Genomic DNA, 23,903 nt, shown 5'->3' with positions numbered 1-23,903 from the left:
CATGTTTCGCACTTCTACGATGAAGACAGTTGCCGCGGCGGCTCGACGCGCGAGCCGGCTCGCATTCGCCTCGCTGCTGTCGATGACGGCTTTGACCGGCGCCGCGCAGGCCTGGTGGAACAACGACTGGTCGATGCGCAAGGAGATCAGCGTCGACACGAGCGCGACCGGTGCGAATATCACCGAAGCGATCGGGTCGGCGCCGCTGCTGGTGCGCCTGCATGTCGGCAACTTCCGCTTCGCCGCGGCCAAGGACGACGGTAGCGATCTGCGTTTCGTCGCCGGCGACGATAAGACGCCGCTCAAGTTCCACGTCGAGAAGTACGACTCGCTGCTCGGCGAGGCGCTGATCTGGGTGAACGTGCCGAGCGTTCAGTCGGGCGGCAAGACCAACATCTGGCTCTATTACGGCAATGCCAAAGCGACGGCCGGCGCCGACGCGAAGGGCACGTACGACGCCGACACGCTGCTGGTCTATCACTTCGCGCAGCGCGGCGTGCCCGCGCTCGACTCCTCGGCGTGGGCCAATAATGCGCAGAGCGCGGGTCAAACCGCGGATGCCGCGATCATCGGCACGGGTCTGCGCCTCGATGGCCAGCAGCCGGTGACGCTGCCGGCCTCGCCGTCGCTGGCGATTGCCGACAACAGCGCCTGGACCTGGACGACCTGGTTCAAGGCGGCGGCGCTGCAGCGCAACGCCGTCATCTATAGCCGTCGCGATCGTGGCAACGGCCTCGTCATTGGCCTCGACGACGGCGCGCCTTTCGTCGAGATCAGCGTGAACGGCACGCCGCAGCGCACGACCGCTTCGGCGCCGGTCGCGCCGGGCGGCTGGCACCATCTCGCCGTCGTGGCGACGCCGGGTCTCGTCACCGTCTATCTCGACGGCAATGCTTACGCGACGCTCAATGCCACGCTGCCGGCGCTGAACACGCCGGCGCTCATCGGCGGCGACCGCGTCGCGGCGGCCCCGGCAGCGCCGGCAGCTGTTCCCGCTGCGACACCCGCTGACCAGAGCACGGCCGCGCCGCAGGACGGTGCCGCTGCTCCGGCCGCGCCCGCGGACGGCGCTGCCGCGCCTGCCGTCGATGCCGCGGCGGCCGCTCCGGCCGCAGCGCCGGTTGCCGCGGCGATGCCGGGCTTTGTAGGCGAACTCGACGAGATGTCGATCGCGAAGTCGGCGCGTCCGGCCGGCTTCATCAAGGTCGCCGCGATCAATCAGGGACCGACGCCGTCCAAGCTCCTCAACTTCAGCGTCGACGAGGAAACGTCGAGCTGGCTGTCGGGCTACTTCGGCGTCCTGCTCAAGGCTGTCACGCTCGACGGTTGGATCGTCATCGCCATCCTCATCATCATGGCTCTGGCGAGCTGGGTGGTGATGGTCGAGAAGCATGGCTTTCTCAAGCGCCAGAAGCGCGGCAACGAACTCTTCACGCCCGCCTTCCGCGCGCTCGAGGACGATCTCACCGAACTCGCCACTGAGAGCGCGGTGATTGCCGCCGAGAAGACCGAGAAGAACGGCAAGGCCAAGCAGGACATTCGCCGCCACTCCTCGCTCTACCGCATCTATCTGATCGGCGCCGACGAAATCGCCCGCCGCTTCCCGAGCGACGCCAAGGCCGCCGGCCACGTGCTCAGCGCGGAAAGCATCGCCGCGATCCGCGCCGCCTTGGATGCCGGCCTCGTGCGGGAGATGCAGGGCCTCAACCGCCTGATGGTGATCCTGACCATCTCGATCTCCGGCGGTCCGTTCCTCGGCCTGCTCGGCACCGTCGTCGGCGTCATGGTGACGTTCGCCGCCATCGCGATGTCGGGCGACGTCAACATCAACGCGATCGCTCCCGGCATCGCCGGCGCGTTGATGGCGACCGTCGCCGGTCTCGCGGTCGCGATCCCGGCGCTGTTTGGCTACAACTGGCTGACCCTGCGCATCAAAGACATCACCAGCGACATGCAGGTCTTCGTCGACGAGTTCACGACGAAGATGGCCGAGGTCTACAGCGTCGAACGGCCGCGCCCGCTCGAGCATCACCGCATGGCGGCGGAGTAAGCGGCCATGCAGATCCAAGCCGACAACAAGCCGTACGACGATATCAACGTCACGCCGATGCTCGACCTCGCATACGTGCTGTTGATCATCTTCATCGTGATGACCACGGCGACGGTGCAGGGGATGAAGGTCAACCTGCCGAAAGCCTCCGCTGCGCCGTCTCTGGCGCAGCAGACCACCAAGGCGATCACCGTCGGCAACGACGGCAAGATCTTCCTCGACACCATTCCGGTGTCGCTCACCGAGCTGGAGCAGCGGCTGGTCCAACAGAAGGCGCTTACGCCGGAGTTTCCGGTGGTTCTGCGCGGCGATGCGCAGACGCAGTATCAGAACGTCATGGACGTGCTCGATCTGCTCGGCCGCCTGAACATCACCCAAGTCGGTCTCGCGACCAAGCCGTTGGTGAAGTGAGCGCGCCATGACCGTGCGGACTGCATCGATCCTTACGGCATCCGATCGGGCTGCCGATTCCGTCGCGGCCAATGCCGGCGTGATGTTGCGCATCCGCGCTTGGTTCGCGGCATTGCTTTCGGTGTCGGCCACGCGGCCGTGCCAGAAGAGCGCGCATGAAGACATGTCGCCCACATTTGACGCCGCCGGGCTCATGGATTTCACGACACCGGTCGGAAAGAACGGCACCGTGATCGCATTTCCGCGTTCCAAGAAGATACCGCTGACGCAACTCGCCGACGATCTGCATCGGCGGTTTGTCGCACTCGGTCTGCCGGACCACGCGCCTGTTCAGTTGCGCATCGAAGACGGCGACGAACCCTGCCTTTGGATCGACAGTGCCGCCTATGTGGAGGCCTGCCACAACGGCTTCCGCGTCGTCATCAACGACGTGTTCGACGTCCGCATCACGTTGGAAGCGCGCGATCTCGACTCCATCGCCGAGTTCGTTCGCCATTACATCGTCGCGCGGCTCGACGCGGCGAGCTTGATGCGGGGGCTCTCATGAGTGCCCGCCGCAAAGCGACACCGGAACAGGCTTCTGTCGCGAGCAGCGCGTCGGCGGCGCAGGCGAGCGCGGGAGCCGGTAAGCCCGGCTTCTTCGAGCAGCATCGTGCCGCCATTCTGGCCGGCGTCGGTGCCGTGCTTCTGATCAGCATCGGCGTCGTGCTGTATGTCAGCGGCGACAGCGCGCCGCCAACGCGCAAGGTGCAAGAGTTCACGGTCGTCAACGTGACGCCGCCACCGCCACCGCCACCGCCGCCGCCGCCGCCCGAGCAGCAGCCGCAGCCGGAAGAGCAGAAGATGGTCGAGGCGCCGCCGATCACGGAGCAGGAAGTCAAGCAAGACACCAAGGTCGACGAGCCGAAGGATGCGCCGCCGGACGAGCCGCCGCCGGGTCCGTTGGGGCTCGACCAGGCGCCGACGGGTCCCGGCGACAGCTTCAACCTCGCCGGCAAGCCGGGCGGGCGCGGCCTGCTCGGCGGCGGTGGCGGCGGTGGCAGCCGCTGGGGCTACTACACGGGCGTCGTGACGCGCGAGGTCGAGGCGGCGTTGCGCGCGAATCCAAAGACGCGCAACGGCGTCGGGCAACTGCAGGTCCGCATTTGGACCGATCAGAGCGGCCGCATCGTCCGCGTCCAACTCACCGGCTCGTCCGGCAATCCTGAAATCGACGCTGTCATACGCGGCGAGGCACTCATTGGTCACGCGCTCGGCAGCGCGCCGCCGGCCGACATGCCGATGCCGATCGTCACGCGCATCACGATGCGCCAGGCCAGTTGAGACAAATGCGGGGGTGACTGTGAGGTCGAACAACAACGCGGGCAGTCCGCTGTCCCGAACGGTAACAGTGAAGAACGAGGCTAAGGAATCTATGTCGAAGAAGAAAAAGCGCCGCTTGGGAACATCGCTCGTCGCGGCCTCGCTCTTGATGGTTTCGGTGGCGCCGGTCGTGGCGCAGGACGGGAGCGGCAAGCAGGCCGAACGGCCGACCGTGTCGAAGAAGAAGGCGGTCGCCTCGAGCACGACGGTCAATCTCGTCAACCTTCTGATCGCGCAAGGCACGCTCACGGAAGAGCAGGGCGCGGCGCTGATCAAGCAGGCCGAAGAAGAGGCCTATATCGCGCGCGAAGCCTCGCGCGACGCGACCGTCAAAGCCGACGAAGCCGCCAAAGCCGCGACCGCCGCGGCCGCCGCCGCATCGCCGCCCGGAAGCAAGCGCGTCACCTATGTGCCGGAGGTCGTCAAGCGCCAGTTGCGCGACGATATCCGCAAGGAAGTGATGGCGCAGGCCAAGGCGGAAAACTGGGCGTCGCCGGGCATGTATCCCGAGTGGGCCTCGCGCATCCGCTTCTCCGGCGACATCCGCGGCCGCTACGAAGGCATCTGGTATCCGGGCGGCGGTTATAATTCGCTCGGTCAGATCGTGGATTTCAATGCGATCAACACCGGCTCGCCTTACGACGTGTCGCCTCTGACGCAGACGGATCCGCCGCTCTACAACACGACGCAAGACCGCACCCGGTTCCGGCTGCGAGCGCGGCTTGGCATGGAGGCGGATCTGTACGAGGGCTTCACCGCCGGTTTGCGCATCGGTACGGGTTCGGACAGTGCGCCGACGTCGGGAAACCAGACTCTTGGCGGATCGGGCGGCAACTTTTCGAAATACGCCATCTGGCTCGACCGCGCGTTCGTCAAATTCGAGCCATTCAAGAATCCCGGTCTGACCAAACTGACTGGCATTTCCGGCGCCCCGAACTCGGTTGCGATCAATGTCGGCCGCTTCGACAATCCGTTCTGGTCGCCGACCGATCTGGTCTGGAACACCAATCTCGGCTTCGACGGCATCGCGGGACAGGCGGCCTACGAAGTGCTGCCGGGGTTCACGCCCTTTGTGGTCGGCGGCGCGTTCCCGATCTTCAACACAAGCCTCGATTTCGCCTCGACCCAGGCGGTCAAGTTTGACAGTGCCGACAAGTATCTGTTCGGCGGTCAGCTCGGCTTCAACTGGAATATCGCGCCGGATGTGGGCTTGACCTTCGGTGCCGCGTATTACGACTTCTCGAATGTTCAAGGGCAGCTTTCCAGCCCGTGTGACATCTCTACCCAGACTGCGTGCGACACCGATCACTATCGCCCGTCGTTCGCGCAGAAGGGTAACACCTACATGCCGCTGCGCGATATCGTTCCGCCGGCCGGTTGGGGTGGCGGCGTCTACGCCCAACCGCAGTACTTCGGTCTGGCCAGCGCGTTCCGTCCCGTTACGCTGTCCGCGCGTCTTGATCTTGCGCAGTTCGACCCGATCAACATCCGGATTGATGGCGAATACGTGTGGAACACCGCCTTCAACAAAGACGCGATCAACGGCGTGGCGGTTAACAACCGCGGTCCGGATATCTCCACCAGCACGCCCGGCGCATTCGAAGGCGGCAATTCGGGCTGGATGGCGCGCCTGACCGTCGGCAACACCAAGATCGCCGGCTTCGGCGATTGGAACGCCCATGTCGGGTACAAGTACCTGGAGTCCGATGCGATGATCGACGCCTTCGTCGACAGCGACTTCGGTCTCGGCGGCACCAACCTCAAGGGCTACTTCGTCGGCGGCAATTACGGCCTCGCCAAGAATGTCTGGGCGTCCGCCCGCTGGATGAGCGCGAACGCCATCGCCGGTGCACCTTATGCCGTCGACGTGTTCCAACTCGACCTCAACGCGAAGTTCTGATCATGCGTCATCGCAGTGTCATCATCCTGGCTTTCATGGCTGTCGTGGCTTTGCCAGCCGTGAAGGCGCAGGCCCAATCCGAGACGGACCGTTTGCGCGACGCGTTGCGGAGCGCCACCGCCCAGGTGCGCGCGCTGGAGGATCAGCGAACGGCCGTTCAGGCGCAGCTCGCCGAGGTCACGCGCGCGCGGGATGCGCTCAAGAACGAAGTCGACGCGGCAAAGGCGCAAGTCAAAAAGGTCGAAGCGGATTATCGGCAGGCCGTCCGCGAGTTCAACGATCGGCTCGAGGAGCGCAACCAGACGCTGGAGAAGTGGAAAGAAGCTTATACCGAGGCCGCCACTGTCGCGCGCACCAAGGATAGCGAACGGGCGAAATTCGAGACCGAGTCGAAGACCTACAAAGCGGGCCTGAATGCCTGCACGGTCAAGAACAAGGAACTCGTCAAAGTCGGGCGCGACCTGCTCGAGCGCTACGACAATCTGACGATCGTCGACTCGGTCGTCGCAAAGGAACCGCTGATCGGCTTTCAGCGGGTGAAGGTCCAGAACCTGTTGCAGGACTATGGCGACAAGGTTCTCAATCAGAGGGTTGATCCATGAGTATCTTGATGCAGGCCAAGGCGACGCGACACACGGCACGGTCTCGGTTTTCCGGCGTTGCGGTGTGCGCTCTCGCTTTGGCGCTCGTGTCCACGGTGAGCTTTGCCCAGACGCAGCCGCCGGCTCAGCAATCCCAGAGAGCGAGGTCGAATGCCGCGCCGCATGTCCCCAATGCGCCGTCGGCAGCCGCGCCCGCGTCACAGACAAAGGCCGCGCCAGGCCCCTCCGTCGCAGGAAAGGATCATGGCGCCGCCGATGTCGTGGCGCGGGTCGGCGATCGCGATGTGACCGTCGGCGAAGTGCGTCAATTCGTGGCCGCGTTGCCGCCGCGCGATCAGGCGGTGCTCGCCCAGGACCCGGCACTGCTCAGCCGGACGCTGCGGATGATGCTCGCCAATCAGCTCGTGCTGAAGGAAGCCGTTGCGAAGAAGTGGGACAAGAACCCGGCGGTCGAGGCCCAGCTCGAGCGCGTTCGCGAGCAGGCGGTGGTTGAGACCTATCTGCGTTCGGTTTCGCAGCCGCCGGAGAGCTATCCGGACGACGCCGAGATTCAGAAGGCCTACGACGCGAACAAGACGGCTTTTGTCGTACCGCGCCGCTATCGCCTGTCGCAGATCTTCGTGGCGCTGCCGGCCGAGGCGGACAAGAACGCCGAAGCGGCCGCGCAGAAGAAGCTGGCTGAAGTGCAGGCCAAGCTGAAGGCGGCCAAGCCGGATTTCGTGGCGCTCGCCAAGGAGTACTCGGACGAGAAGCAATCGGCCGAGCAGGGCGGCGAGATTGGCTGGCTGCAAGAGGATCAGATCCGGCCGGAGATCAAGGCCGAGGTCGTCGGTCTTGCCAGCGGCAATGTCAGCGCCCCGATCAAGATGAGCGACGGTTGGCATTTCATCAAGCTGCTCGAGACCAAAGCCGCGGAAACGCGCCCTCTGTCGGAGGTTCGCGAACCGCTTGTGCAGAGGCTGCGGGCGCAGCGCGCGGAAGCGCTTCAACGCGCCTATCTCGCGCAGTTGCTCGAGCGTAATCCGCCCGTCGTCAACGAACTCGGCTTGTCGAAGGTGTTCAGCGCGACCAACGGGCAAGCCGCCGCCACGCGCTAACTCTCGCATTGCGGGATCGCCATCGTCTCATGGAAGGAAGAGTTATGTCGAACAATGAAATGACCACGGGCGGCACCAATGCCGCCGCCGCGACGCTCGCGAGCATGACCGTCGAGTCGCTGCGCGATCTGCTGCAGGACGCCGGTTATCGCGTGGAAACCGTCGGCGAGGGCCGCGCCCGCTTTCTGCGCTCGGCCAGCAACCGCTTCGCCTTCGACATTCGTCCGGGCAGCGCCATTCCGGGCACCACCGACCGCTTCGCGGACGTCGCGTTCGTCGCCTTGCTCGCCGTGCAGGGCACGCTGCCGCTCGATCTGATCAACCGCTGGAACTGCACGCGCCGCTTCGGCCGTCTGTTCCTCGATCAGACGATCCCCGGTCAGGATTTCCTGGTGCTGTCCATGGACAGCTCCTTCGCTGGCGGCGTTTCGGCGCAGCAGATGCGCGTCCAGGTCGAAATTTGGGACAGCCTGCTGCAGCAGTTCGTGCCGTGGCTGCGCGAAGAGCTCAGCAAGGTTGCGCCGAAGATTGACGCCGTTGCGGCCCCGGCATCGGCCGAGAACACGACGCCGTCCGCGGAAGCGCCGGTGCCCGCGGGCGCCGCGGCCTGACGAATGTCGGCGACTGCAAATGCGTTCCGTCGGGCGTGCCTTGGCACGCTCGGCGTGTTCGCGCTTGGTCTTGCTGCGCTGGGATTTGTCTGCGCGGCGCCGCTCGGCGCGCGCGCGCAGATGGCGAGCGCCGATGTCTCACCGGTGCGCGCAGATATGCCGCCCCGGGTGAATGCATCGCTGCCATTGCCGGTGCCGCCGCCGGTCGGCGGGGTCGGCGCCGGTCCGATCGTCGGGCGCGCCGATATCGCGACAATGGTCGAGCGTGACGCGGCGCGGGCGGGCATGCCCCCGGAGGTTGCCGAAGCGATCGCGCATACCGAAAGTTCGTTCAATCCGGCCGCGGTCGGTGGCGACGGCGAGATCGGCGTCATGCAGATTCTGCCGTCGACGGCGCGGATGCTCGGCTTTGTCGGTACGACGCGCGATCTTGCCGTGCCGGAGACGAACATCCGCTTCGGCGTCATGTATTTGGCGCAGGCGTGGCGCCTGGCGAGCGGCGATCTGTGCACGGCCGCCATGAAGTACCGCGCCGGGCATGGCGAGACGCGGTTTTCGTATCTGTCGGTCGATTATTGCCAACGCGTGCGGGCGCGGTTGACCTCGCGCGGGTTCAAAGTCGCGGGCATCGTACCAACGGCGACCTTCGGCCGTTCCGTCGCATCCGGCGGCGGCGGCCGCTGCCGCGGGCGGTGCCTCGGCGGTGCGGGGCGTGGGCCCGATCTCGCCGCGCTCAACAGCAAGCTCAGCGAAATCAGCTTCCGCGTCACAGTTCTCAAGGTGCCGATGCGATGACGAACAAGCCGCAAAAGACCAACGGCGCCGCTGGTGGCCGCAAACAGCGATGCGCACGCGGTCCCTTGGCGCGCGGTTATGCCTGGCTGGCGATGGCCCTGATGAGCATCGTCGGCACTTCGGCAACAACCGGCCAGACGCTGCAATATCGCGATCCGGCCAGCGCACCACCGTCATGGGTGCAGTTCGCCAAGCTGGTGAAGTACAGGTTCGAGGAATGGATCGCCGCGGACGAGCCGGTGGCGGCACGCTTTCGCACTTATGTGAAGGCGCACAGCGGCACGTCGGACGGTCCGCCGCCCGTGTTGACGGTGAGGGCTTGGGTGCGTCCGGACGGGAGCATGGACCGGGTGACCTTCGCCGCCTTTTCGGACCGCGATGCGACAGAGGATCTGCGCACGATCCTGACGCGCGGCAATGTCGGCGAACCGCCGCCGCCGGACATGCTGCAGCCGTTGAATTTGCGGTTCTCTCTGAACGTCAAAGCGAAAGACGACACGCCGCGCTAGAAAGAGAGATGCGAACTCTGCCGTGCGCTTTAAGCGCGCCGTGACGAAACACAGCGCATGATTTGCGCAAGAGGCCGCGCCTGTACGGTGCCAAGCGCCATGAGCGAAGCGGAAATCAGGGACAAGGGCAGGGCGGCGATCGCCGCTTGGGGTGGCGCATTGTTTGCCGTTTTTTTGGCGAGCCCGCCCGCATTCGTTTCTGCGCAGAGCCTTCTGCCTTCAATGCAGGAGCCGCTGAGACCGGCGCAGCGCCTCGCGCGGATCCCGGAGAACGCCGTTCGTTCCGAAACGACGAGTACGGCGTTTTTCGTCAACGGCAGCGGCTATCTGCTCACCGCGCGGCACGCCGTCGAGCGCTGCGCGCGCGTCATTGTCGCAAAGGAAGGCTGGGCCGTCGAAGCGAAAGTCGTCGCCCAATCGCCGGAAGCGGATCTCGCCCTGGTGAAGGCGCCACGCACGCTTGGACTGAACGCCGTGTTTCCGCGCACCGTTGCCGTGTCGCCCAGCGAGCTGGTCTTCGCGTCCGCATTCGATACGTTGCCCGGCAAATTGATCGGCAGCGGCCTCATGGCCAATGCCGTTGTCAGAGCCGATAGCAGCGTCGATGCGCTGGCGATTGAATCGGACGTTACCGTCGGCGCCAGCGGCGCGCCGGTGCTCGACGGTCGCGGCTTGGTGCAGGGTGTCATCAGCCGTCGAACGGCGGCGAACCGGGTCGTCGCAATCGGCGCGCACGCCGTGAAATCGTTTCTGTATGCCCATAACGTCCGTTTTGATCAGGACGACCGGGCGCAAATCGCCGGCAATGGCTCGCGTGCCCATCGCGCGGCGTCCATATCGGCGCGCATTCGTTGTCTGCAGAACTGACGGCCCCATGTGAGACCGTGACAAAGAGACCGGGTGATTCAATGCGCAAATCGATCGTCATCGCTCTTATCGTCGCGGCTTCGCCACTGTCGGGCCGCGCGCAGCAAGCGCCTGCGGCAGCGCCGTTACCCGCCCCGCCGTTGGCCGCGCCGGCGCCGCCGCCGTTGGTTCTGCCGGAGATCGTGATCGGCGGCGAGAAGCGCGACAATCGGCCCTCGGCAGGCTGCGTAGAAGTCCAGACCGGCAATACCCGCGGTTTCAAGTGCCTCAACCAGCAGCTTCAACGCCAGGTCGAGCGGATCAATCCGAGCGTCAATCTGCCGCCAGTCGATGCCAAGTCCTCGGACATCAAGATCGGCATTGTGAACATGCCCGCGGTTCAGCAGCAGTATGGAAGCAACTTCGGCAGGTCGGTCATACCCTTCCGGCCGCCGCTGCCGACCTATACCTCGCCCGTTCGCCGTTAGATGCTGGCATTGCCGCGCGCGTTCTCGGCCGGGCGATAAAGTCCGACCCGCCGGCGGGATGTTCGTGCGCGGACGGCAGGTGATCGCGTTCAGACGCGCAATCATCGGACCGGCTCGATCGACTACGCCCTCGTCATGTCGGCGAAATCGATATGGAAATGGACGGCACGCTGGTCCACCTAAAAGCTGGCGATGTGCTCGTGCAACGGGTTACGATCCATAACTGGATCAACAACGGCAGCGAAGCGTGTGTTATCGCTTTCGTTCTGATCGACGCCCGGCCGGTCATGGCGGGTGGAAGGCGCCTTAAGGCCGAAGGCTGATCTGAACGGAGCTGATCATGCGTGTTATCGCTATCGAAGAGCATTTTATTACGCCGGCGTTCGTGGCCGGGCCTGGGAAAGTCTCGATCGAGCGCTTCAAGACAGGGCGGCCCGGCGGGGCGGCGCTCGTCGATAAGCTTTCGGACATCGGCGACAAGCGCGTTGCCGAAATGGATGCGGGCGGCGTCGACATGCAGGTGTTGTCGCTCAATTCTCCCGGGGTGGAGCAGGCGGAGGCGGCGGAAGCGGTCGCCTTGGCGCGCGACACGAACGATTACCTTGCCGAGGCGATCAAGCGTCATCCGGCGCGCTTTGCCGGCTTCGCATCTCTGGCCATCCAATCGCCGGACGACGCGGCCGACGAGTTGGAGCGCGCCGTGCGGAAACTCGGTTTCAAGGGCGCCAACATCAACGGCCATACCCGCGGCCGCTATCTCGATGACGCGTTCTTCACGCCGATCCTGGCGCGGGCGGAAGCGCTCGGCGTGCCGATCTATCTGCATCCGACCGTGCCGCCACAGGCGGTCGTCGACGCCTCTTATGGCGGGTTCTCGCCGGCGGTGTCAGGCGTGTTCGCCGCGGGCGGCTGGGGTTGGCACATCGAGACGGCAGTGCATGTGCTTCGCCTTATTCTCGGCGGCGTGTTCGACCGTCACCCCGAGCTGCAGGTCGCCATCGGCCATCTCGGCGAGGGCATACCGTTCATGTTGCAGCGGCTGAATAAGACCCTGCCGCCGTCGCTGACCAAGCTGCAGCGGCCCGTGGCCGACTATCTGCGTGAGAACGTGCACTACACCTTCGGCGGCTTCAATTTCATGCCGACCTTCCTCAACCTGCTGCTCGAGGTCGGCGTTGATCGCATCATGTTCTCGGTCGATTACCCGTACTGCACGATGGAAGAGTCGTGCAGCTTCTTGCGGCATCTGCCGGTGAGCGAGGCCGATCGAACGCGGATCGCGCACGGCAATGCGGAGCGATTGCTCGCTCTGTAAGCGCGTTGCGTATTGCGGCGCAGCGGTCGCTTAGAGAACCAAGTCTTCAACAAAAAGAAAAGGAGTGCCGCCATGGCGGCGGCACTCCCCAGGATTATTTCATGACGACGTCCGGAAACCAGATTTCCCCGGACGGGTCGGCTGGAATTTGAATGTCCGAACGGACGGCACTGACCAGCTTGTGTGTCCACAGGAATTGAGCGGGCACGTCGCTGGCCAGCTTATCGACCACCTGGCGGACATAGCCGCAGCGTTCTTTCGGATCGAAGGTCGACCGCACCTTCTCGAAGAGCGCGTCAACGTCTTTGTTGGAGTAGCCGATACGCGGCGAGAGACCCGTCTCGAAATACTGCGACAGAGCGATCGAGGGATCCGCCACTTGGCCGCGCCCCATATAGTAAGCCGGCGACTTACCGGCACGGACGTCGGCCCACAGGTTCGACCACTCCGGCGTCACCAGCTTCACCTTGAAGCCGACGTCGGTCAGCATCTGGCTGATCGCCTCGATGATCTGCCGGTCGGAGATGTAGCGGCCGGTCGAGCCCTGGATCTCGACTTCAGGGCCCCCATTCTTGTAGCCGGCCTCCGCGAGCAGCGCCTTGGCCTTGGCAGGATCGAAATGGATGGCCATCGGCGATGGCTTTTCGTAGCAGATCTGCGCCGGGCCGAGGGCGCCATCGAGCGGATCGGCGTAGCCGAACAGGATGCGCTTTATGATCGCGTCGCGGTTGATGGCGTAAGCGGCCGCCTGCCGGATACGAACGTCATCCCACGGCTTCATCTTGACGTTGAAGGCCATGAACATGATCTCGACCGACGGGCTTGTGACGAGCTTGACCCGATCCTGTCCCTTGAAGCGCGCGACGAGCTGGGGCGGGATTTGGCGCGCAACCTGCACTTCGTTGTTCAGGACGGCCGTCACGCGCTGCTCCGGCTCGCGCATCTGACGGTAGATGACGACGTCGGGAGCGTTCGGGCGGCTCTCCGGCGATGCGCTGTTCTTGCGCAGGACAATGCTCTGGTCGACGTCGAACTTTTCGAGCTTGTAGGGGCCCCAACCGATCGGATGGTCCCGATAGACGTTCTGACCGTATTTCTCATAAAGATCGGCCGGCGTGATGGCGAACTGGCTGAACAGGTCGATGGCGAGCTGGCCGCTCTGCTTGATCGTCTTGATGTCGACGGTGTGGTCGTCGACCGCAATCATCTCCTTCACTTCGAACATCATGAAGCGCTGCGCGCTCGACGGATCTGTCATGATCCGCTTCCAGGAATGGACGACATCGCGCGCGGTTGGCCCCGGGCCGCCGTCCTGCCGCTTCAAGTCGGTCCGCAGATGGAAGCGCCATGTCGTCGGGTCGATCACTTCCCATTTCTCGGCGAGCATCGGCTTGAGCTCTTTGGTGACGTAGTCGAGCCTGCCGAGACAGCCGTAGACCTGACACCAGACGAAATACATCTGCTGCTCGCTCTCGGCGTAGGGGTTCACGTTTGTGATCGTCGCTTGCGACGTTAACGCGAGAACTTTGTCGGCGGCGTCACTTCGGTCTGCGCTTCCGAACGCGATGCCGGCCGCCAACAACGATGTAGCGAGGATTCTGAGCCTCACAGGGCGTCTCCTACTGTTGACAATTTGGTACTAGTCCCATTTACTGTACAAAATTAGGTTTTGCGCAAGTATTCCGGGACTGAATTTTGCACATTTCTCGGGAATGGATGCGCTGACGGACGGGTCGGGGAGGCACGGTTTGGCTGAGAAGAGGATTTGGGAAAGCTTTCTGACCGAGCAGGACCAAAAGGTCCTTGCCGCCGCGGGTTACGGTGCGCCGGTCGGGTTTGGACAGCGGCCTGCGCTGCTGGTGATCGACGTCAGTTACGCCTTTGTCGGCGACAAACCGGAGCCGATCCTCAAATCCATCGAAAAATGGATGAATTCCTGCGGCGAAGTCGGCTGGGAAGCGGTCGGCAAGATCAAGCGGCTGCTGGACGTCGCCCGCCCGAAGGGGATTCCCGTCATCTACACCACGGGCATCTATCGGGAGGATAGCTGGGATCTCGGCTCCTGGCTGTTCAAGAACCCGCGGACGGAAAAGGAATTCGACGGCACCGATTCAAGTTTGCCGGCGGGGCATCGGATCGTGGACGATATCGCGCCGCAAGCGAAGGACCTCGTCATCGGCAAGAAAAAGCCGAGTGCCTTTTTTGGAACACCGCTCACGAGCCATCTCATCCAGCTGCAATGCGACAGCCTGATCGTCACGGGTTTGACGACGTCCGGGTGCGTGCGGGCGACGGTGGTGGATGCCTTCAACTACAACTACCGGATATCCGTCGTCGAAGACGCTTGCGCCGATCGGTCGCAAGCCTCGCACGCGGTGAGCCTCTGCGACATGCATGCGAAATACGCGGACGTCGTTGCCAGCGACGCTGTGGTGAAGCATCTTCAGTCGTTGCCCGACCGCCTGTTCCACCTGCCGGCTGGTGTGGCCGATCCGATGCTGTCGGCCGCTCAGACGCGCTAGAGAGACCGATCCGGAGCGATGGCACCTAGAGCTAGGCTCGATCTATGCTGAAGAACATCGCGTGGCGCCTTTTGGGCGCCATTCCGGTCTTGCTGCTCGTCATGTTTGGCGTCTTCGTCCTGGTCAATCTTGCGCCAGGCGATGCCGCGACGCTGCTGTTGCCCGAAGACGCGACGCCCGAACAAGTGGCCTCGTTCCGGGCGGCGTGGGGACTCGACCAGCCGTTGCTGGTGCAGTTCTGGCGGTTTCTGGTTCGTATCGTGCATTTGGATCTGGGCACGTCGCTACGTTACCAGGACTCGGTCGGCCATCTGATCGCGATGCGACTGCCGGCAACTCTCGAATTGGCCCTGGTCAGTTTGGCGCTTGCGGTCGCGGTCGGCGTGCCGGTGGGCACCTATGCGGCGCTGAAGAAGGGCAAGTTGGGTGACGGCGTCGTCTCCATTTTTGCGGTCGCCGGCGTCAGCGCGCCTTCGTTCTGGACCGGCATCCTGCTCGTTCTGCTGTTCTCCGCGACATTGAACCTGCTGCCATCGGGCTCGCGGCTGCCGTTCGGCGTATCGGTCACGCCGACGACTGGCTTCTATCTGGTGGACACGCTCATTCACGGCGACTTCGACAGTTTCCGGATTGCCGTGCGCCACATCGTGCTTCCGGCCGTGACGCTCGCGTTCAGCATGGTCGGCATCATTGCGCGCATTACCCGCTCGGCGATCGTCGACGTAGGCCAGGAAGAATTCGTCTACACAGCGGTGGCCAAGGGCCTTTCTCGCGGTCAGATCGTCCGGCGGCATCTGCTGCCGAATGCTGCGATCCCGATCAGCACGATCGTCGGATTGGAACTCGGATCGCTCATCAGCGGCACGATCATCGTCGAAGTCATATTCTCGTGGCCCGGCGTCGGCACCTTGCTCTATCAGTCGGTGACGGTCCGCGATACGCAGCTCACGATCGGCGTCGTGCTGGTGTACACCTCCATGTTCATCGTGCTGAATGTGCTGATCGACCTGTTCTACTATCTTGTCGATCCGAGAATGCGTTCGTCCTATGCCAAGGCGCGCGCATGACCAGGTGGCGCTTCCGCGATCCGAAGTTTGTGATCGGCGTCTTGTGCGTTGGCCTCATCGTCGTCATGGCGGCCTTCGGGGATTTTCTGTCGCCGTTCGATGCGCAGCGGCAAAATCTGATGGACGCCATGTTGCCGCCGTTCGACGTCGAGAGCGCCGGGCACATTTTCGGCACGGATCAGTTGGGACGAGATGTGTTCGCGCGGATGGTGTCCGGGGCGCGCGTTTCGCTTCTGATCGCCGCCGTGGTTGTGCTGATCTCAGGCGTCGCCGGGGTCTGCATCGGAGCGGTGTCGGGCTATCTGGGCGGGGTTCGCGACCTCTTCATCCAGAAGATCGTCGAGACTTTCTGGGCGTTTCCGGCGATCCTGTTGGCGATCGCCATTCTCGCGTTGTTCGGTCAGACGCTTCAGAATCTCATTCTGGCGCTCACCCTGCAGCGTTGGATTCCGTATGCGCGATTGGCGCGGGCTCAGACGCTCTCGCTGCGCTCTCGTGAATTCGTGTCCGCGTCCAAGATTCTCGGCGGCAGCACGACCTGGATCCTGCGACGGCACATTTTGCCGAACCTCGTCGCGTCATCGATCATTATCGCCACCTTCAGCATGGCTACCGCCATCATTGCCGAGGCCAGCTTGAGTTTTCTCGGCCTCGGTGTTCCGCCGAGCATACCAACCTGGGGCGGCATGCTGGCAGAGGGGCGGTCTTACGTGACGTCGGCCTGGTGGCTGGCCGTTTTTCCGGGGCTCGGCATCTTCGTGACGGTGCTCGGCCTCAACCTGCTCGGTGACTGGCTCAGAGATCAGTTCGACCCCAAGGAAGACCTCAACCTTGTCTGAGAGCAAACCCGCCCCGCAGCTACCTGCTTCGCGCGACCTCGTTGCCGAAGGCCGCGGCGTCGGCATTTTTCTGCGTCGCGGCGCGGACGAGCTCAAAGTCGTCGACAATTTCGATTTTGCCATCGGCCGCGGCGAGTTTTTTGCCCTGGTCGGGGAGAGCGGGTCCGGCAAGACGATCATCGCCCGCGCCTTGATGCGTCTTTTGCCGCCGACCCGCATGCGCATCGCCGGCTCTTTGCGGCTCGGCGATACCGACGTTGCGAAGGCGGAAGAGAAGACGATGCGCCGACTCCGCGGCCAACGCGTCAGCATGATCTTCCAGGAGCCGATGACGTCGCTCAATCCGATCATGACGGTCGAGGATCAGATCGACGAAGCCATGCGCGTGCATGGCACCGCGAGCAAAGCGGAAAGGGCCGCCCGTATCAGCCAACTTCTGAGCGATGTCCTCTTCCGCAATCCCGATCAGGTGCGACGCATGTATCCGCACGAGCTGTCGGGCGGCATGCGGCAGCGGGTGATGATCGCCATCGCTCTGGCCAACGATCCGACGCTGTTGATCGCGGACGAGCCGACGACGGCGCTCGACGTGACGATCCAGCACGAGATCATGGAGATCCTGGTCGGACTGCGGAATCGCTATTCGCTGAGCGTGCTGTTTATCTCGCACGATCTCGCATTGGTCCATAGCTATGCGGATACGGTCGCGGTCCTTTACGGCGGCACGCTGATGGAGCGGGGACCGACGCGGCAGGTCATCCACGCGCCGACGCACCCCTACACGGCGGCGTTGCTCGCCTGCATGCCGCAGCGGCGGCTGCCCGGTCAGCGTCAGACGGCGATCGAAGGCAATGTGCCGCCGGTGACCGAGTGGTTCCAGGGCTGCCGCTTCGCGCCGCGCTGCCCGCGCCGACAGCCGGTCTGCACGGAAGCCGCCATTCCGATGGTGGCAACGCGAGAGCAGCAGGAGGCAAGATGTCTGTTTCCTCTGACGTGACGCAGAACGACGGCGCGACGCCGCTGCTGTGCGTGCGCGGCATTACCAAGACGTTCGTGCGGAGCGCGCGGTTGTTCGGCAAGCCTGTCGAAACGGTGGCGCTGCAAAACCTTTCCGTCGATGTGAGCGATGGCGAAATTCTCGGCATCGTCGGCGAGAGCGGTTCCGGCAAGACGACGCTCGGCCGGATCATCGTCGGCCTCGACGAACCCGACAAAGGCCAGATAACGATGGCCGGGCGCGTTCTCGTCGATTGCGACGGGGAGAACAGAACCGTCGTCCATGCGTCAAAGCGCGGCATCGGGATGATTTTCCAGGATCCCTATTCTTCGCTCAATCCCCGCATGTCCATCCGGTCCTTGGTGTCGGAGGGCCTTCAGATTGCCGGAACGCTCGGACGTCGCGAGATCAACGATCAGGTCGAGCAATTCCTCACCATGGTCGGGCTGCGGGCCAGCGACGCCGACAAGTACCCGCATCAGTTCAGCGGCGGGCAGCGGCAGCGCATAGGCATCGCCCGGGCCCTCATCATGCACCCGAAGGTGCTGATCGCCGACGAGGCCGTGTCCGCGCTCGACGTCTCCGTGCAGATGCAAGTGCTCAATCTACTGCTCGATCTGCGCGATAAACTTAAGTTCGCGATGATCTTCATCACGCACAACATCGGCGTTGTGGAATACCTTTGCGACCGGGTCGTGGTGATGTCTCAGGGCGAGGCGGTCGAGCGGGGCGAAACGCACGCCGTCATCGACAGTCCGGCGCATGAATATACGCGATCGCTGCTCGAGGCCGTGCCGCGTATTTGAGCGGGCGTCTGGGACGACGGAAGTAGGACGAAAAGTGCAATTTATCACCACGCCCGCTAGGTCGTGCATTATTTGCGATTTGCGCCACACGCTGATGTCTGCCGCCGACCGGCGGCAGACCATGCTTACGCCGTAAACTAGAGCGACGCCGATTGTTCTTGCATCGCCGTCGCCGCTGCCGGACGCGCGGCGCGCCGTTTGACCTTCCAAGGAGCGAACTGACTCGAGAGGTTGAACAGGCGGGTCGCATTCCCGCCCAGGATGTTCCGCTTCTCCTGCTCGTTGAGGAAGGGAAGGTCGTAGATCGTGCTCGGCAGGTCCATGTCCCAGTGCGGGTAGTCCGATGAGTAGAGCAACTGCGACTTGGCATTGATCATCTTGAAGGTCAGTTCCAGCGCCTCTTTGTTGTTCACCATTTCCATCGGCTGCGAGGTGTAGAACATCTCCTGCATGTACTCGCTGGGCTTGCGCTTGAGCGTCGGCGCGTCCGACGAGCGCATCATGAACTCGTTGTCGAAGCGCTGCATCAGGAACGGGATCCAGGCGAGGCCGCTTTCGATCCACACGGTCTTCAGTCTCGGGAAACGTTCCGGCATGCCGTTGAAGATCCAGTTCGCCATGTGCACCATATTGTGCCAGACGAAGCCGAGCGCGTGCACGGAAATGAAGCGATTCATGAGCCGCGTCGACTGATCACCCCAGGTATAGGCGGCGTGGAAGCCAAGCGGCAGGTTGCGCTCCTGCAACGCGGCGAAGGTCTTGATATAGGCGTTGTCGTGCACGCTCTTGTAATGCGTCGACGTCACCATGAATCCGATCACCCCCTTGCGGTCGCCGAACTCCTCGACGATCGACAGGCAAGCCTCCGGATCGTTGAAGGGCAGATAGAGCATCGACGTGATGCGCGGCTCTTCCGTCAGAATCCGGTCGCATAGCCAACGGTTGTAGGCCCGCGCCAGCGCCGTCTCGACGTCGACGCGCGGGCAGGTGGAGATGTTGAGCATCGGCGTCGGGAACATGCAGGCGATATCCACGCCCATGGCGTCCATCCAGCGCCGCATCAGCGTTATATCGCGGTGGATCGTCGGCGGCGTCTTCTCGCGATTGCGTAGCGGATAGCGCGTCACGCGGCCGGTCATCTCCTGATAGGAGCCGTCGATCGACGTAATGCCGCCGCGCGACATGCCCTGGTAGAGCGCCTCTCGGCGCAGCACGGGATCGTCGATGTATTGCGCGATTTCGCTGAAGGCCTCGGTCTCGTAGTGATGCGAATCGACATCGACGATGAGGAAGTCTTCGTAGTGCCGTTGTTCGGCCTGCCGCAGCGCGTTCTTGAGATGCTGCTCGGTGTCGAACGAGGCGCGCGTCGGTTCGACCAAGTGGTTGCCTGCGGTAAAGGTCATTGCTCGCTCCTCGCGTCCTCATGGATGTGCCGGCGCGAGCCGACATTGCTGCAGGCTTGCCACGCCGCGAGCTCGAATACCTCGATGCCGACGGCTTCGAGCACGGCGGTTGCGAAAATCGCTCCGTCGGTCGCCGCCAGGGCATGATTGCCGTGCGTGAGCGCGGGCGTCACGCCGGCCTGCGCTTTCGCGGCGAACACGCGGATGGCTGCGACAAGCGCGCGGCTCAAATCCTCGTCCGCAATGGCCGATAGGCTGTTCGCCTCGAGGCTCGCGTCGCAACGATCGGCGAAAGCGGCCGCCAGACCGGCGAAATCCATCGTTGGATTATCACATAGCGACATAGACGCCCCCGTCGCGAATGGTGACGGGAAAGCGCCTCAGCCGCACCTTGCTGTCGCGCACGTGCTCGCCGGTCCGCAAATGAAACTCGTATCCATGCCAGGGGCAGACGATGTGCATGTCGTCTTCGTCGAGGCGTTGGCCGGTAAACAGACCCTTTGCGTCGAACGTGTCCTCGATCTGCGGAGTGCGCATTCCTTCGCAGGCAGGCCCTCCCTGGTGCGGGCAGACATTCTGGTAGGCGAAATACTCGTCACCTTGGCGGAAGACGCCGATTTCGATCGCGTTCACGGTGACGATGCGGACTTCACCCGTTGGCAGATCGTCGGGGCTGCAGATAAGGTGTTCCATCGTATGGCTCCAGATGATATGGTACCTTATCAATATCGAACGGAGCCTGTCAAAGTCGACGAGGATAGATTGAAGAAAGCTGTGCGCGAGGAAGTGCCCGAAATCGGCATCGGCAAACGTCTACGGCTGGCGCACATGGCTTTCGCGCGCGGCATGCGGGTCGAATTGGCCGAGGCCGGCCTGACCTTCGGCCAGTTCGTTCACCTTGAGCGGCTGTGGAACGAGGACGGGCTGACGCAGGTCGAATTGTCCCGTCGAGTCGGGGTCGAGATGGCGTCTTCCACGTCGGTGTTGGCCGAGCTCGAAAAACTCGGATGGATCCGCCGCGAGCGCGGCGAGGCGGATCGCCGCAAGATCTTCGTCTATCTCACGCGTCAGGGTCGCGAGTTGGCGACGCCGGTGCTGGCAAGGGTCAAAGAGGTCAACCGCACGGCGCGGCGCGGTATCGCCGCAGGCGACATCGCGGCTGTCTTCCGCATTTTGGATGCGATCGCCGCGAACATGAACGACAAGTATCCCGGTGGTTCGGCGCGCTTGGACCGGGATTGAATGCCGGCATGGCGTGCGTAACGCGCGAAGGCGTGCCGCGCCGGAAACGATATGCGCGCTTGCGGCATCGAGTGAGGACGTCAAAGCGTCCGCAGTGCTTCCGGACGAAGCGCAATAAGTTTGTCGCGATAGCATAGCCGGCGTAGCGCTCCGTAGGCGGCGTCGGAACCCTCCGCCTCGTCGCGCGCGCACCCTTGCAAATGCCGGCAAAGGCGGCAGCGAGCCTTCTCAGTCCGACCTTTTCGGGGCAGAGGTCTTGGTGTCGTTCGCTGCGCCTGTCCTTCCTTCCCACAAGAGCATTCATGATGTACCTTCAGTGCGTACATAAGAATGGCACAGACTTTGCAAAGTCTGGCGGTGGTTACAGGGAGAGCAGACAATGGAGCGATTGAGATTTCTGGCGCAAGTCGCCGCCTTGCTGGCGCTCGCCATGATGCCCGCTCACGCGGACGATGCGGCCACTTTTCCAACCAGGGCGATCAGGGTGATCGTCGCGTTTCCGCCCGGAGGCGGTCCCGATCCTCTGGCCAGGATCGTGGCGTCCGGCCTGGAGCGCCGGCTGGGCCAACCGGTGATCGTCGAAAACATGCCGGGCGGCAGCGGCTCGCTGGCGGCGCGCGCGACGGTTCGCGGTGGCCCAGACGGCTACACGCTTTTGTTTGCCGACATGACGTTTATCGTCTCGCCGCACGTGACGGCCAACTTTGGCGTCAATCCGCTCAAGGATTTCGAGCCCGTTGGGCGCGCGGCGACATCGCCGTTTTCGCTTATCGTCTCGGCGGCCGTGCCGGCGTCGAATCTGCCGGAATTCATCAAGCTGGCGAAGACGCACCCGGACGAGGTCATGATCGGTCATGCCGGCATCGGCACGACGCCCTATCTCGGCGCGGTCGCTTTCACCAAGGCGGCCGACATCAAGCCGCGCTTCATCAGCTATAAAGGCATGGCGGACGCCATGACCAACGCGATGTCGGGGATCATTTCCGGCCTTTTTTCCGCCGGTCCCGCGGCCATCAGTTCGTCCAAGAACGATAAGCTGAAGGTGCTCGCCGTGACCGGCGACAAGCGGATGGCGCAGTTGCCGAACATTCCGACGTTCGGGGAGAGCGGCATCACGCTGCGGGGTTTCGAATCCGGGGCCTGGTTCGGTCTGATGGCGCCCGCCGGAACGCCGCCGGGCGTCATTCAAAAGCTTAACACCGCGCTGAACGATATCGCCAACGACAAGACGTTGATGGCGAAGTTCGAGTCGGCGGGTGCCGAGTTCAAGCCGGGGACCCCGCAGGAGTTTCGCGATCAGCTCACTGCGCAGGACAAACTCTGGGGTGCGACGCTGGCTGAGCTCGGTGTGAAGCCGCAGTAACGCGCAGCCCGGAAAGAAGAAGGCGCTCGACGGCGCCTTCTTCTTATCGCTACAGCGTGGTGGTGCCGGAGCCCGTCATGCCGGTGGGGGTACGGTTCACCAGCCGTGCAGCCACACGTCGACTTCGGGCGGCGCTTGCACCGTTTCGGTCGGCTTCAAGTTGGCATACTTGCCGGCATGGAAGATGAGCGGCCGTGTCGCCGTCGCCGTCGCGGCGAAGCGCGTCACTTCGCAGATGAAGATCTCGTGATCGCCGCCGGCATAGGTGGCGTAGGGTTTGCACTCGAACTGGGCAATGGCGCCGGGCAGGGCCGGGCTGCCATTGCCGGTCAGCGCGCCATCGAGGCCCGACCATTTATCCCCGCCAGCGCGCGCGAACCGGTTCGACAACTCGCTCTGGTGCTCGCCGAGGACGAAGATCGCCATCGCTTGCGCGGCTTTCCATTGCGGCAGGCTGAGCGACTTGTTCGCCATGCTGAAAAGCACCAGCGGCGGATCGAGCGACACCGAATTGAACGAGCTGATCGTCGCGCCGATCCGATTGCCCTCGACCGTTGCCGTCACGATGGCGATGCCGGTCGCGAACTGTCCGAGGACGTTGCGGAATTCACGTTGGTCGATGGCCACGGGGCATTCCTTTCGGCGCGACAATCAAGGCGCTGCTCAGGCCTTCCACAGGTCCTTGAACTGCGTCGCCACCACGTCCTCGTAAGTGGCTTGGCCCTTGAGGATGCCGAGGTCGCGCGCGAACGCGTTCATGCCGGCGACGAAGTCTTCGGAGATGGTCGCATCGTAATAGGGCAGGTCGCGGCGGATCAGCTCGGCGATCAGCGACGCCTCTTGCGGCGGAAACAGCTTGTCGCCGATTGCCGTCGCCCGGTTCGGATCTTCCTTCAACGCCTTCTGAGTCGCAACGATCGCGCGCACCATGGCCGCCGCGGTTTCGGGCGACTCCTCGATGAGCTTTTCGCTCGTGGCGATCGACGCCATGGTGTAATTGAAGCAGGGCTTGGGACCGTCGCCACGGCGGATGTCGAGCACGACCGTGCCGATGCCATTCCGCACCGCGACCTCCGTGCCCATGCCGTTGGCCCAGAAGCCGTCGATCTTGCCTTCCTGCAACGCTTTGGCGGCGGTGACGCCGAAGTTGACGCCCGCGCCCATGGCGCCCGGCACCGGCGCGATCTTGACGCCGTCGCGTTCGAGATCGATGCCACCCTCGATCAGAAGACGGCGCAGGCCCATTTCGACCCATGGCGCCGCGCCAATGCTGCGACCCTTGACGACGCTCAAGTCGCCACGCTTGGCCTTGAGGTCGGCGCGCATGACCAGGAACCAATACATGCCCTGCGCTTGCGCAGCGATCAGCTTCACGCCTTTCCATTCGGGGAAGGCGGCGAGCGCCGAGTGCGCGGAGCCGCCGACGATGTCGGTCTTGCCGTCGCGCAGGGCGGCATAGGCTTTGTCGACCGGGAAGATCAACTCGAGTTCGACGTCGAGGCCTTCCTTCTTGAAGAAGCCGAGCTCGACCGCCGCGACGGCCGGAAAGTACGAATTGGAAATGAGGTCTGGAACGGCGAGTTTGAGCTTCACGAACTTGATCTCCTGCTTGTTGCTCTCATTTCCTGCCGAGGCGACCGGACTGTGAGTCGTCGTCCGCGCTTGACGGGCGGTCCAC

General features: G+C 63.6%; 27 protein-coding genes. 21 read left to right on the top strand and 6 right to left on the bottom strand.

What is annotated here, in order from left to right; genetic code table 11:
* Position 1: 1 nt before the first annotated feature.
* The 14 genes from DW352_RS09380 (at position 2) to DW352_RS09320 (ending at position 11,986) form a co-directional block, all read left to right on the top strand.
* Complete coding sequence (locus DW352_RS09380) at positions 2–2,050, top strand: DUF2341 domain-containing protein (RefSeq protein WP_115690606.1); 2,049 nt, start codon at positions 2–4, stop codon at positions 2,048–2,050.
* Between the two features lie 6 nt (positions 2,051–2,056).
* Complete coding sequence (locus DW352_RS09375) at positions 2,057–2,461, top strand: ExbD/TolR family protein (RefSeq protein ID WP_115690604.1); 405 nt, start codon at positions 2,057–2,059, stop codon at positions 2,459–2,461.
* A 7-nt stretch (positions 2,462–2,468) separates the two neighbouring features.
* Positions 2,469–3,008: a hypothetical protein gene (locus DW352_RS09370; protein ID WP_115690602.1), complete on the top strand. Its 540-nt coding sequence runs from the start codon at positions 2,469–2,471 to the stop codon at positions 3,006–3,008.
* On the top strand, positions 3,005–3,784 hold the full coding sequence (locus DW352_RS09365; protein ID WP_115690600.1) for a TonB C-terminal domain-containing protein: 780 nt from the start codon (positions 3,005–3,007) through the stop codon (positions 3,782–3,784). Before DW352_RS09370 ends, DW352_RS09365 begins: the two co-directional genes overlap by 4 nt.
* Positions 3,785–3,875: 91 nt before the next feature.
* Entirely contained in the window at positions 3,876–5,723 is a 1,848-nt protein-coding gene (locus tag DW352_RS09360; RefSeq protein ID WP_115690598.1) for a putative porin, read from the top strand.
* Positions 5,724–5,725: 2 nt separating this feature from the next.
* Entirely contained in the window at positions 5,726–6,325 is a 600-nt protein-coding gene (locus DW352_RS09355) for a hypothetical protein (protein WP_245434382.1), read from the top strand.
* Positions 6,322–7,422: a peptidylprolyl isomerase gene (locus DW352_RS09350; protein WP_115690596.1), complete on the top strand. Its 1,101-nt coding sequence runs from the start codon at positions 6,322–6,324 to the stop codon at positions 7,420–7,422. The genes DW352_RS09355 and DW352_RS09350 overlap by 4 nt, the downstream gene beginning before the upstream one ends.
* A 44-nt stretch (positions 7,423–7,466) precedes the next feature.
* A complete protein-coding gene (locus tag DW352_RS09345) occupies positions 7,467–8,033 on the top strand; it encodes a YbjN domain-containing protein (protein ID WP_245434381.1) in 567 nt (188 codons plus the stop codon).
* A gap of 3 nt (positions 8,034–8,036) precedes the next feature.
* Positions 8,037–8,828: a lytic transglycosylase domain-containing protein gene (locus DW352_RS09340; RefSeq protein ID WP_245434380.1), complete on the top strand. Its 792-nt coding sequence runs from the start codon at positions 8,037–8,039 to the stop codon at positions 8,826–8,828.
* A complete protein-coding gene (locus tag DW352_RS09335) occupies positions 8,825–9,337 on the top strand; it encodes a hypothetical protein (protein WP_245434379.1) in 513 nt (170 codons plus the stop codon). The genes DW352_RS09340 and DW352_RS09335 overlap by 4 nt, the downstream gene beginning before the upstream one ends.
* Before the next feature lie 222 nt (positions 9,338–9,559).
* The gene (locus DW352_RS09330) at positions 9,560–10,204 is read left to right on the top strand and encodes a S1 family peptidase (protein ID WP_115690594.1); all 645 of its coding nucleotides are present in this window, start codon (positions 9,560–9,562) and stop codon (positions 10,202–10,204) included.
* A gap of 41 nt (positions 10,205–10,245) precedes the next feature.
* A complete protein-coding gene (locus DW352_RS09325) occupies positions 10,246–10,671 on the top strand; it encodes a hypothetical protein (protein WP_115690592.1) in 426 nt (141 codons plus the stop codon).
* 158 nt (positions 10,672–10,829) lie between these two features.
* Positions 10,830–10,994: a cupin domain-containing protein gene (locus tag DW352_RS26750; RefSeq protein ID WP_162826875.1), complete on the top strand. Its 165-nt coding sequence runs from the start codon at positions 10,830–10,832 to the stop codon at positions 10,992–10,994.
* Positions 10,995–11,011: 17 nt separating this feature from the next.
* Positions 11,012–11,986: an amidohydrolase family protein gene (locus DW352_RS09320; protein ID WP_115690590.1), complete on the top strand. Its 975-nt coding sequence runs from the start codon at positions 11,012–11,014 to the stop codon at positions 11,984–11,986.
* 94 nt (positions 11,987–12,080) lie between these two features.
* On the opposite strand, the gene DW352_RS09315 is transcribed toward DW352_RS09320, so the two are convergent.
* Entirely contained in the window at positions 12,081–13,475 is a 1,395-nt protein-coding gene (locus DW352_RS09315; protein WP_162826874.1) for an ABC transporter substrate-binding protein, read from the bottom strand.
* A gap of 223 nt (positions 13,476–13,698) precedes the next feature.
* Between DW352_RS09315 and DW352_RS09310 the strand changes: the two genes are divergently transcribed.
* The 5 genes from DW352_RS09310 to DW352_RS27305 are packed head-to-tail and all read left to right on the top strand — an operon-like array spanning position 13,699 to position 18,217.
* Complete coding sequence (locus DW352_RS09310) at positions 13,699–14,508, top strand: isochorismatase family protein (protein WP_115690586.1); 810 nt, start codon at positions 13,699–13,701, stop codon at positions 14,506–14,508.
* Between the two features lie 44 nt (positions 14,509–14,552).
* Positions 14,553–15,575: an ABC transporter permease gene (locus tag DW352_RS09305; RefSeq protein WP_115690584.1), complete on the top strand. Its 1,023-nt coding sequence runs from the start codon at positions 14,553–14,555 to the stop codon at positions 15,573–15,575.
* Entirely contained in the window at positions 15,572–16,414 is an 843-nt protein-coding gene (locus DW352_RS09300) for an ABC transporter permease (RefSeq protein WP_115690582.1), read from the top strand. The genes DW352_RS09305 and DW352_RS09300 overlap by 4 nt, the downstream gene beginning before the upstream one ends.
* The gene (locus tag DW352_RS09295) at positions 16,407–17,411 is read left to right on the top strand and encodes an ABC transporter ATP-binding protein (protein ID WP_162826873.1); all 1,005 of its coding nucleotides are present in this window, start codon (positions 16,407–16,409) and stop codon (positions 17,409–17,411) included. The genes DW352_RS09300 and DW352_RS09295 overlap by 8 nt, the downstream gene beginning before the upstream one ends.
* Entirely contained in the window at positions 17,390–18,217 is an 828-nt protein-coding gene (locus DW352_RS27305) for an ATP-binding cassette domain-containing protein (RefSeq protein WP_115690578.1), read from the top strand. Before DW352_RS09295 ends, DW352_RS27305 begins: the two co-directional genes overlap by 22 nt.
* Before the next feature lie 137 nt (positions 18,218–18,354).
* Here the strand turns inward: DW352_RS27305 and DW352_RS09285 are convergent, their stop codons facing one another.
* Genes DW352_RS09285 through DW352_RS27620 form a run of 3 tightly spaced genes read right to left on the bottom strand, consistent with a single transcriptional unit; the run spans position 18,355 to position 20,313 of the window.
* The gene (locus tag DW352_RS09285) at positions 18,355–19,620 is read right to left on the bottom strand and encodes an amidohydrolase family protein (RefSeq protein ID WP_115690576.1); all 1,266 of its coding nucleotides are present in this window, start codon (positions 19,618–19,620) and stop codon (positions 18,355–18,357) included.
* Positions 19,617–19,940, bottom strand: coding sequence for a hypothetical protein (locus DW352_RS09280; RefSeq protein ID WP_115690574.1), 324 nt, complete (start codon positions 19,938–19,940; stop codon positions 19,617–19,619). The genes DW352_RS09285 and DW352_RS09280 overlap by 4 nt, the downstream gene beginning before the upstream one ends.
* 10 nt (positions 19,941–19,950) lie before the next feature.
* Complete coding sequence (locus DW352_RS27620) at positions 19,951–20,313, bottom strand: Rieske (2Fe-2S) protein (protein WP_115690572.1); 363 nt, start codon at positions 20,311–20,313, stop codon at positions 19,951–19,953.
* Between the two features lie 3 nt (positions 20,314–20,316).
* Here DW352_RS27620 and DW352_RS09270 point away from each other — a divergent pair, with 3 nt between their 5' ends.
* Entirely contained in the window at positions 20,317–20,862 is a 546-nt protein-coding gene (locus DW352_RS09270; protein WP_115690570.1) for a MarR family winged helix-turn-helix transcriptional regulator, read from the top strand.
* A gap of 379 nt (positions 20,863–21,241) precedes the next feature.
* Positions 21,242–22,225 carry a Bug family tripartite tricarboxylate transporter substrate binding protein gene (locus tag DW352_RS09265; RefSeq protein WP_115690568.1) on the top strand — a complete coding sequence of 328 codons (984 nt, stop codon included), beginning with the start codon at positions 21,242–21,244 and terminating at the stop codon, positions 22,223–22,225.
* A 96-nt stretch (positions 22,226–22,321) separates the two neighbouring features.
* Here DW352_RS09265 and DW352_RS09260 read toward each other — a convergent pair whose 3' ends face one another.
* Together DW352_RS09260 and DW352_RS09255 are read right to left on the bottom strand one after the other, a co-directional pair.
* The gene (locus tag DW352_RS09260) at positions 22,322–22,852 is read right to left on the bottom strand and encodes a flavin reductase family protein (RefSeq protein ID WP_245434377.1); all 531 of its coding nucleotides are present in this window, start codon (positions 22,850–22,852) and stop codon (positions 22,322–22,324) included.
* A gap of 36 nt (positions 22,853–22,888) precedes the next feature.
* Positions 22,889–23,818: an ABC transporter substrate-binding protein gene (locus DW352_RS09255; RefSeq protein WP_115690566.1), complete on the bottom strand. Its 930-nt coding sequence runs from the start codon at positions 23,816–23,818 to the stop codon at positions 22,889–22,891.
* Between the last annotated feature and the right edge of the window lie 85 nt (positions 23,819–23,903).

Source organism: Pseudolabrys taiwanensis (assembly GCF_003367395.1).
Lineage (GTDB): Bacteria > Pseudomonadota > Alphaproteobacteria > Rhizobiales > Xanthobacteraceae > Pseudolabrys > Pseudolabrys taiwanensis.
Note: the sequence above shows the minus strand (reverse complement) of the source record. Positions and strands in the feature narration are given on the sequence as shown.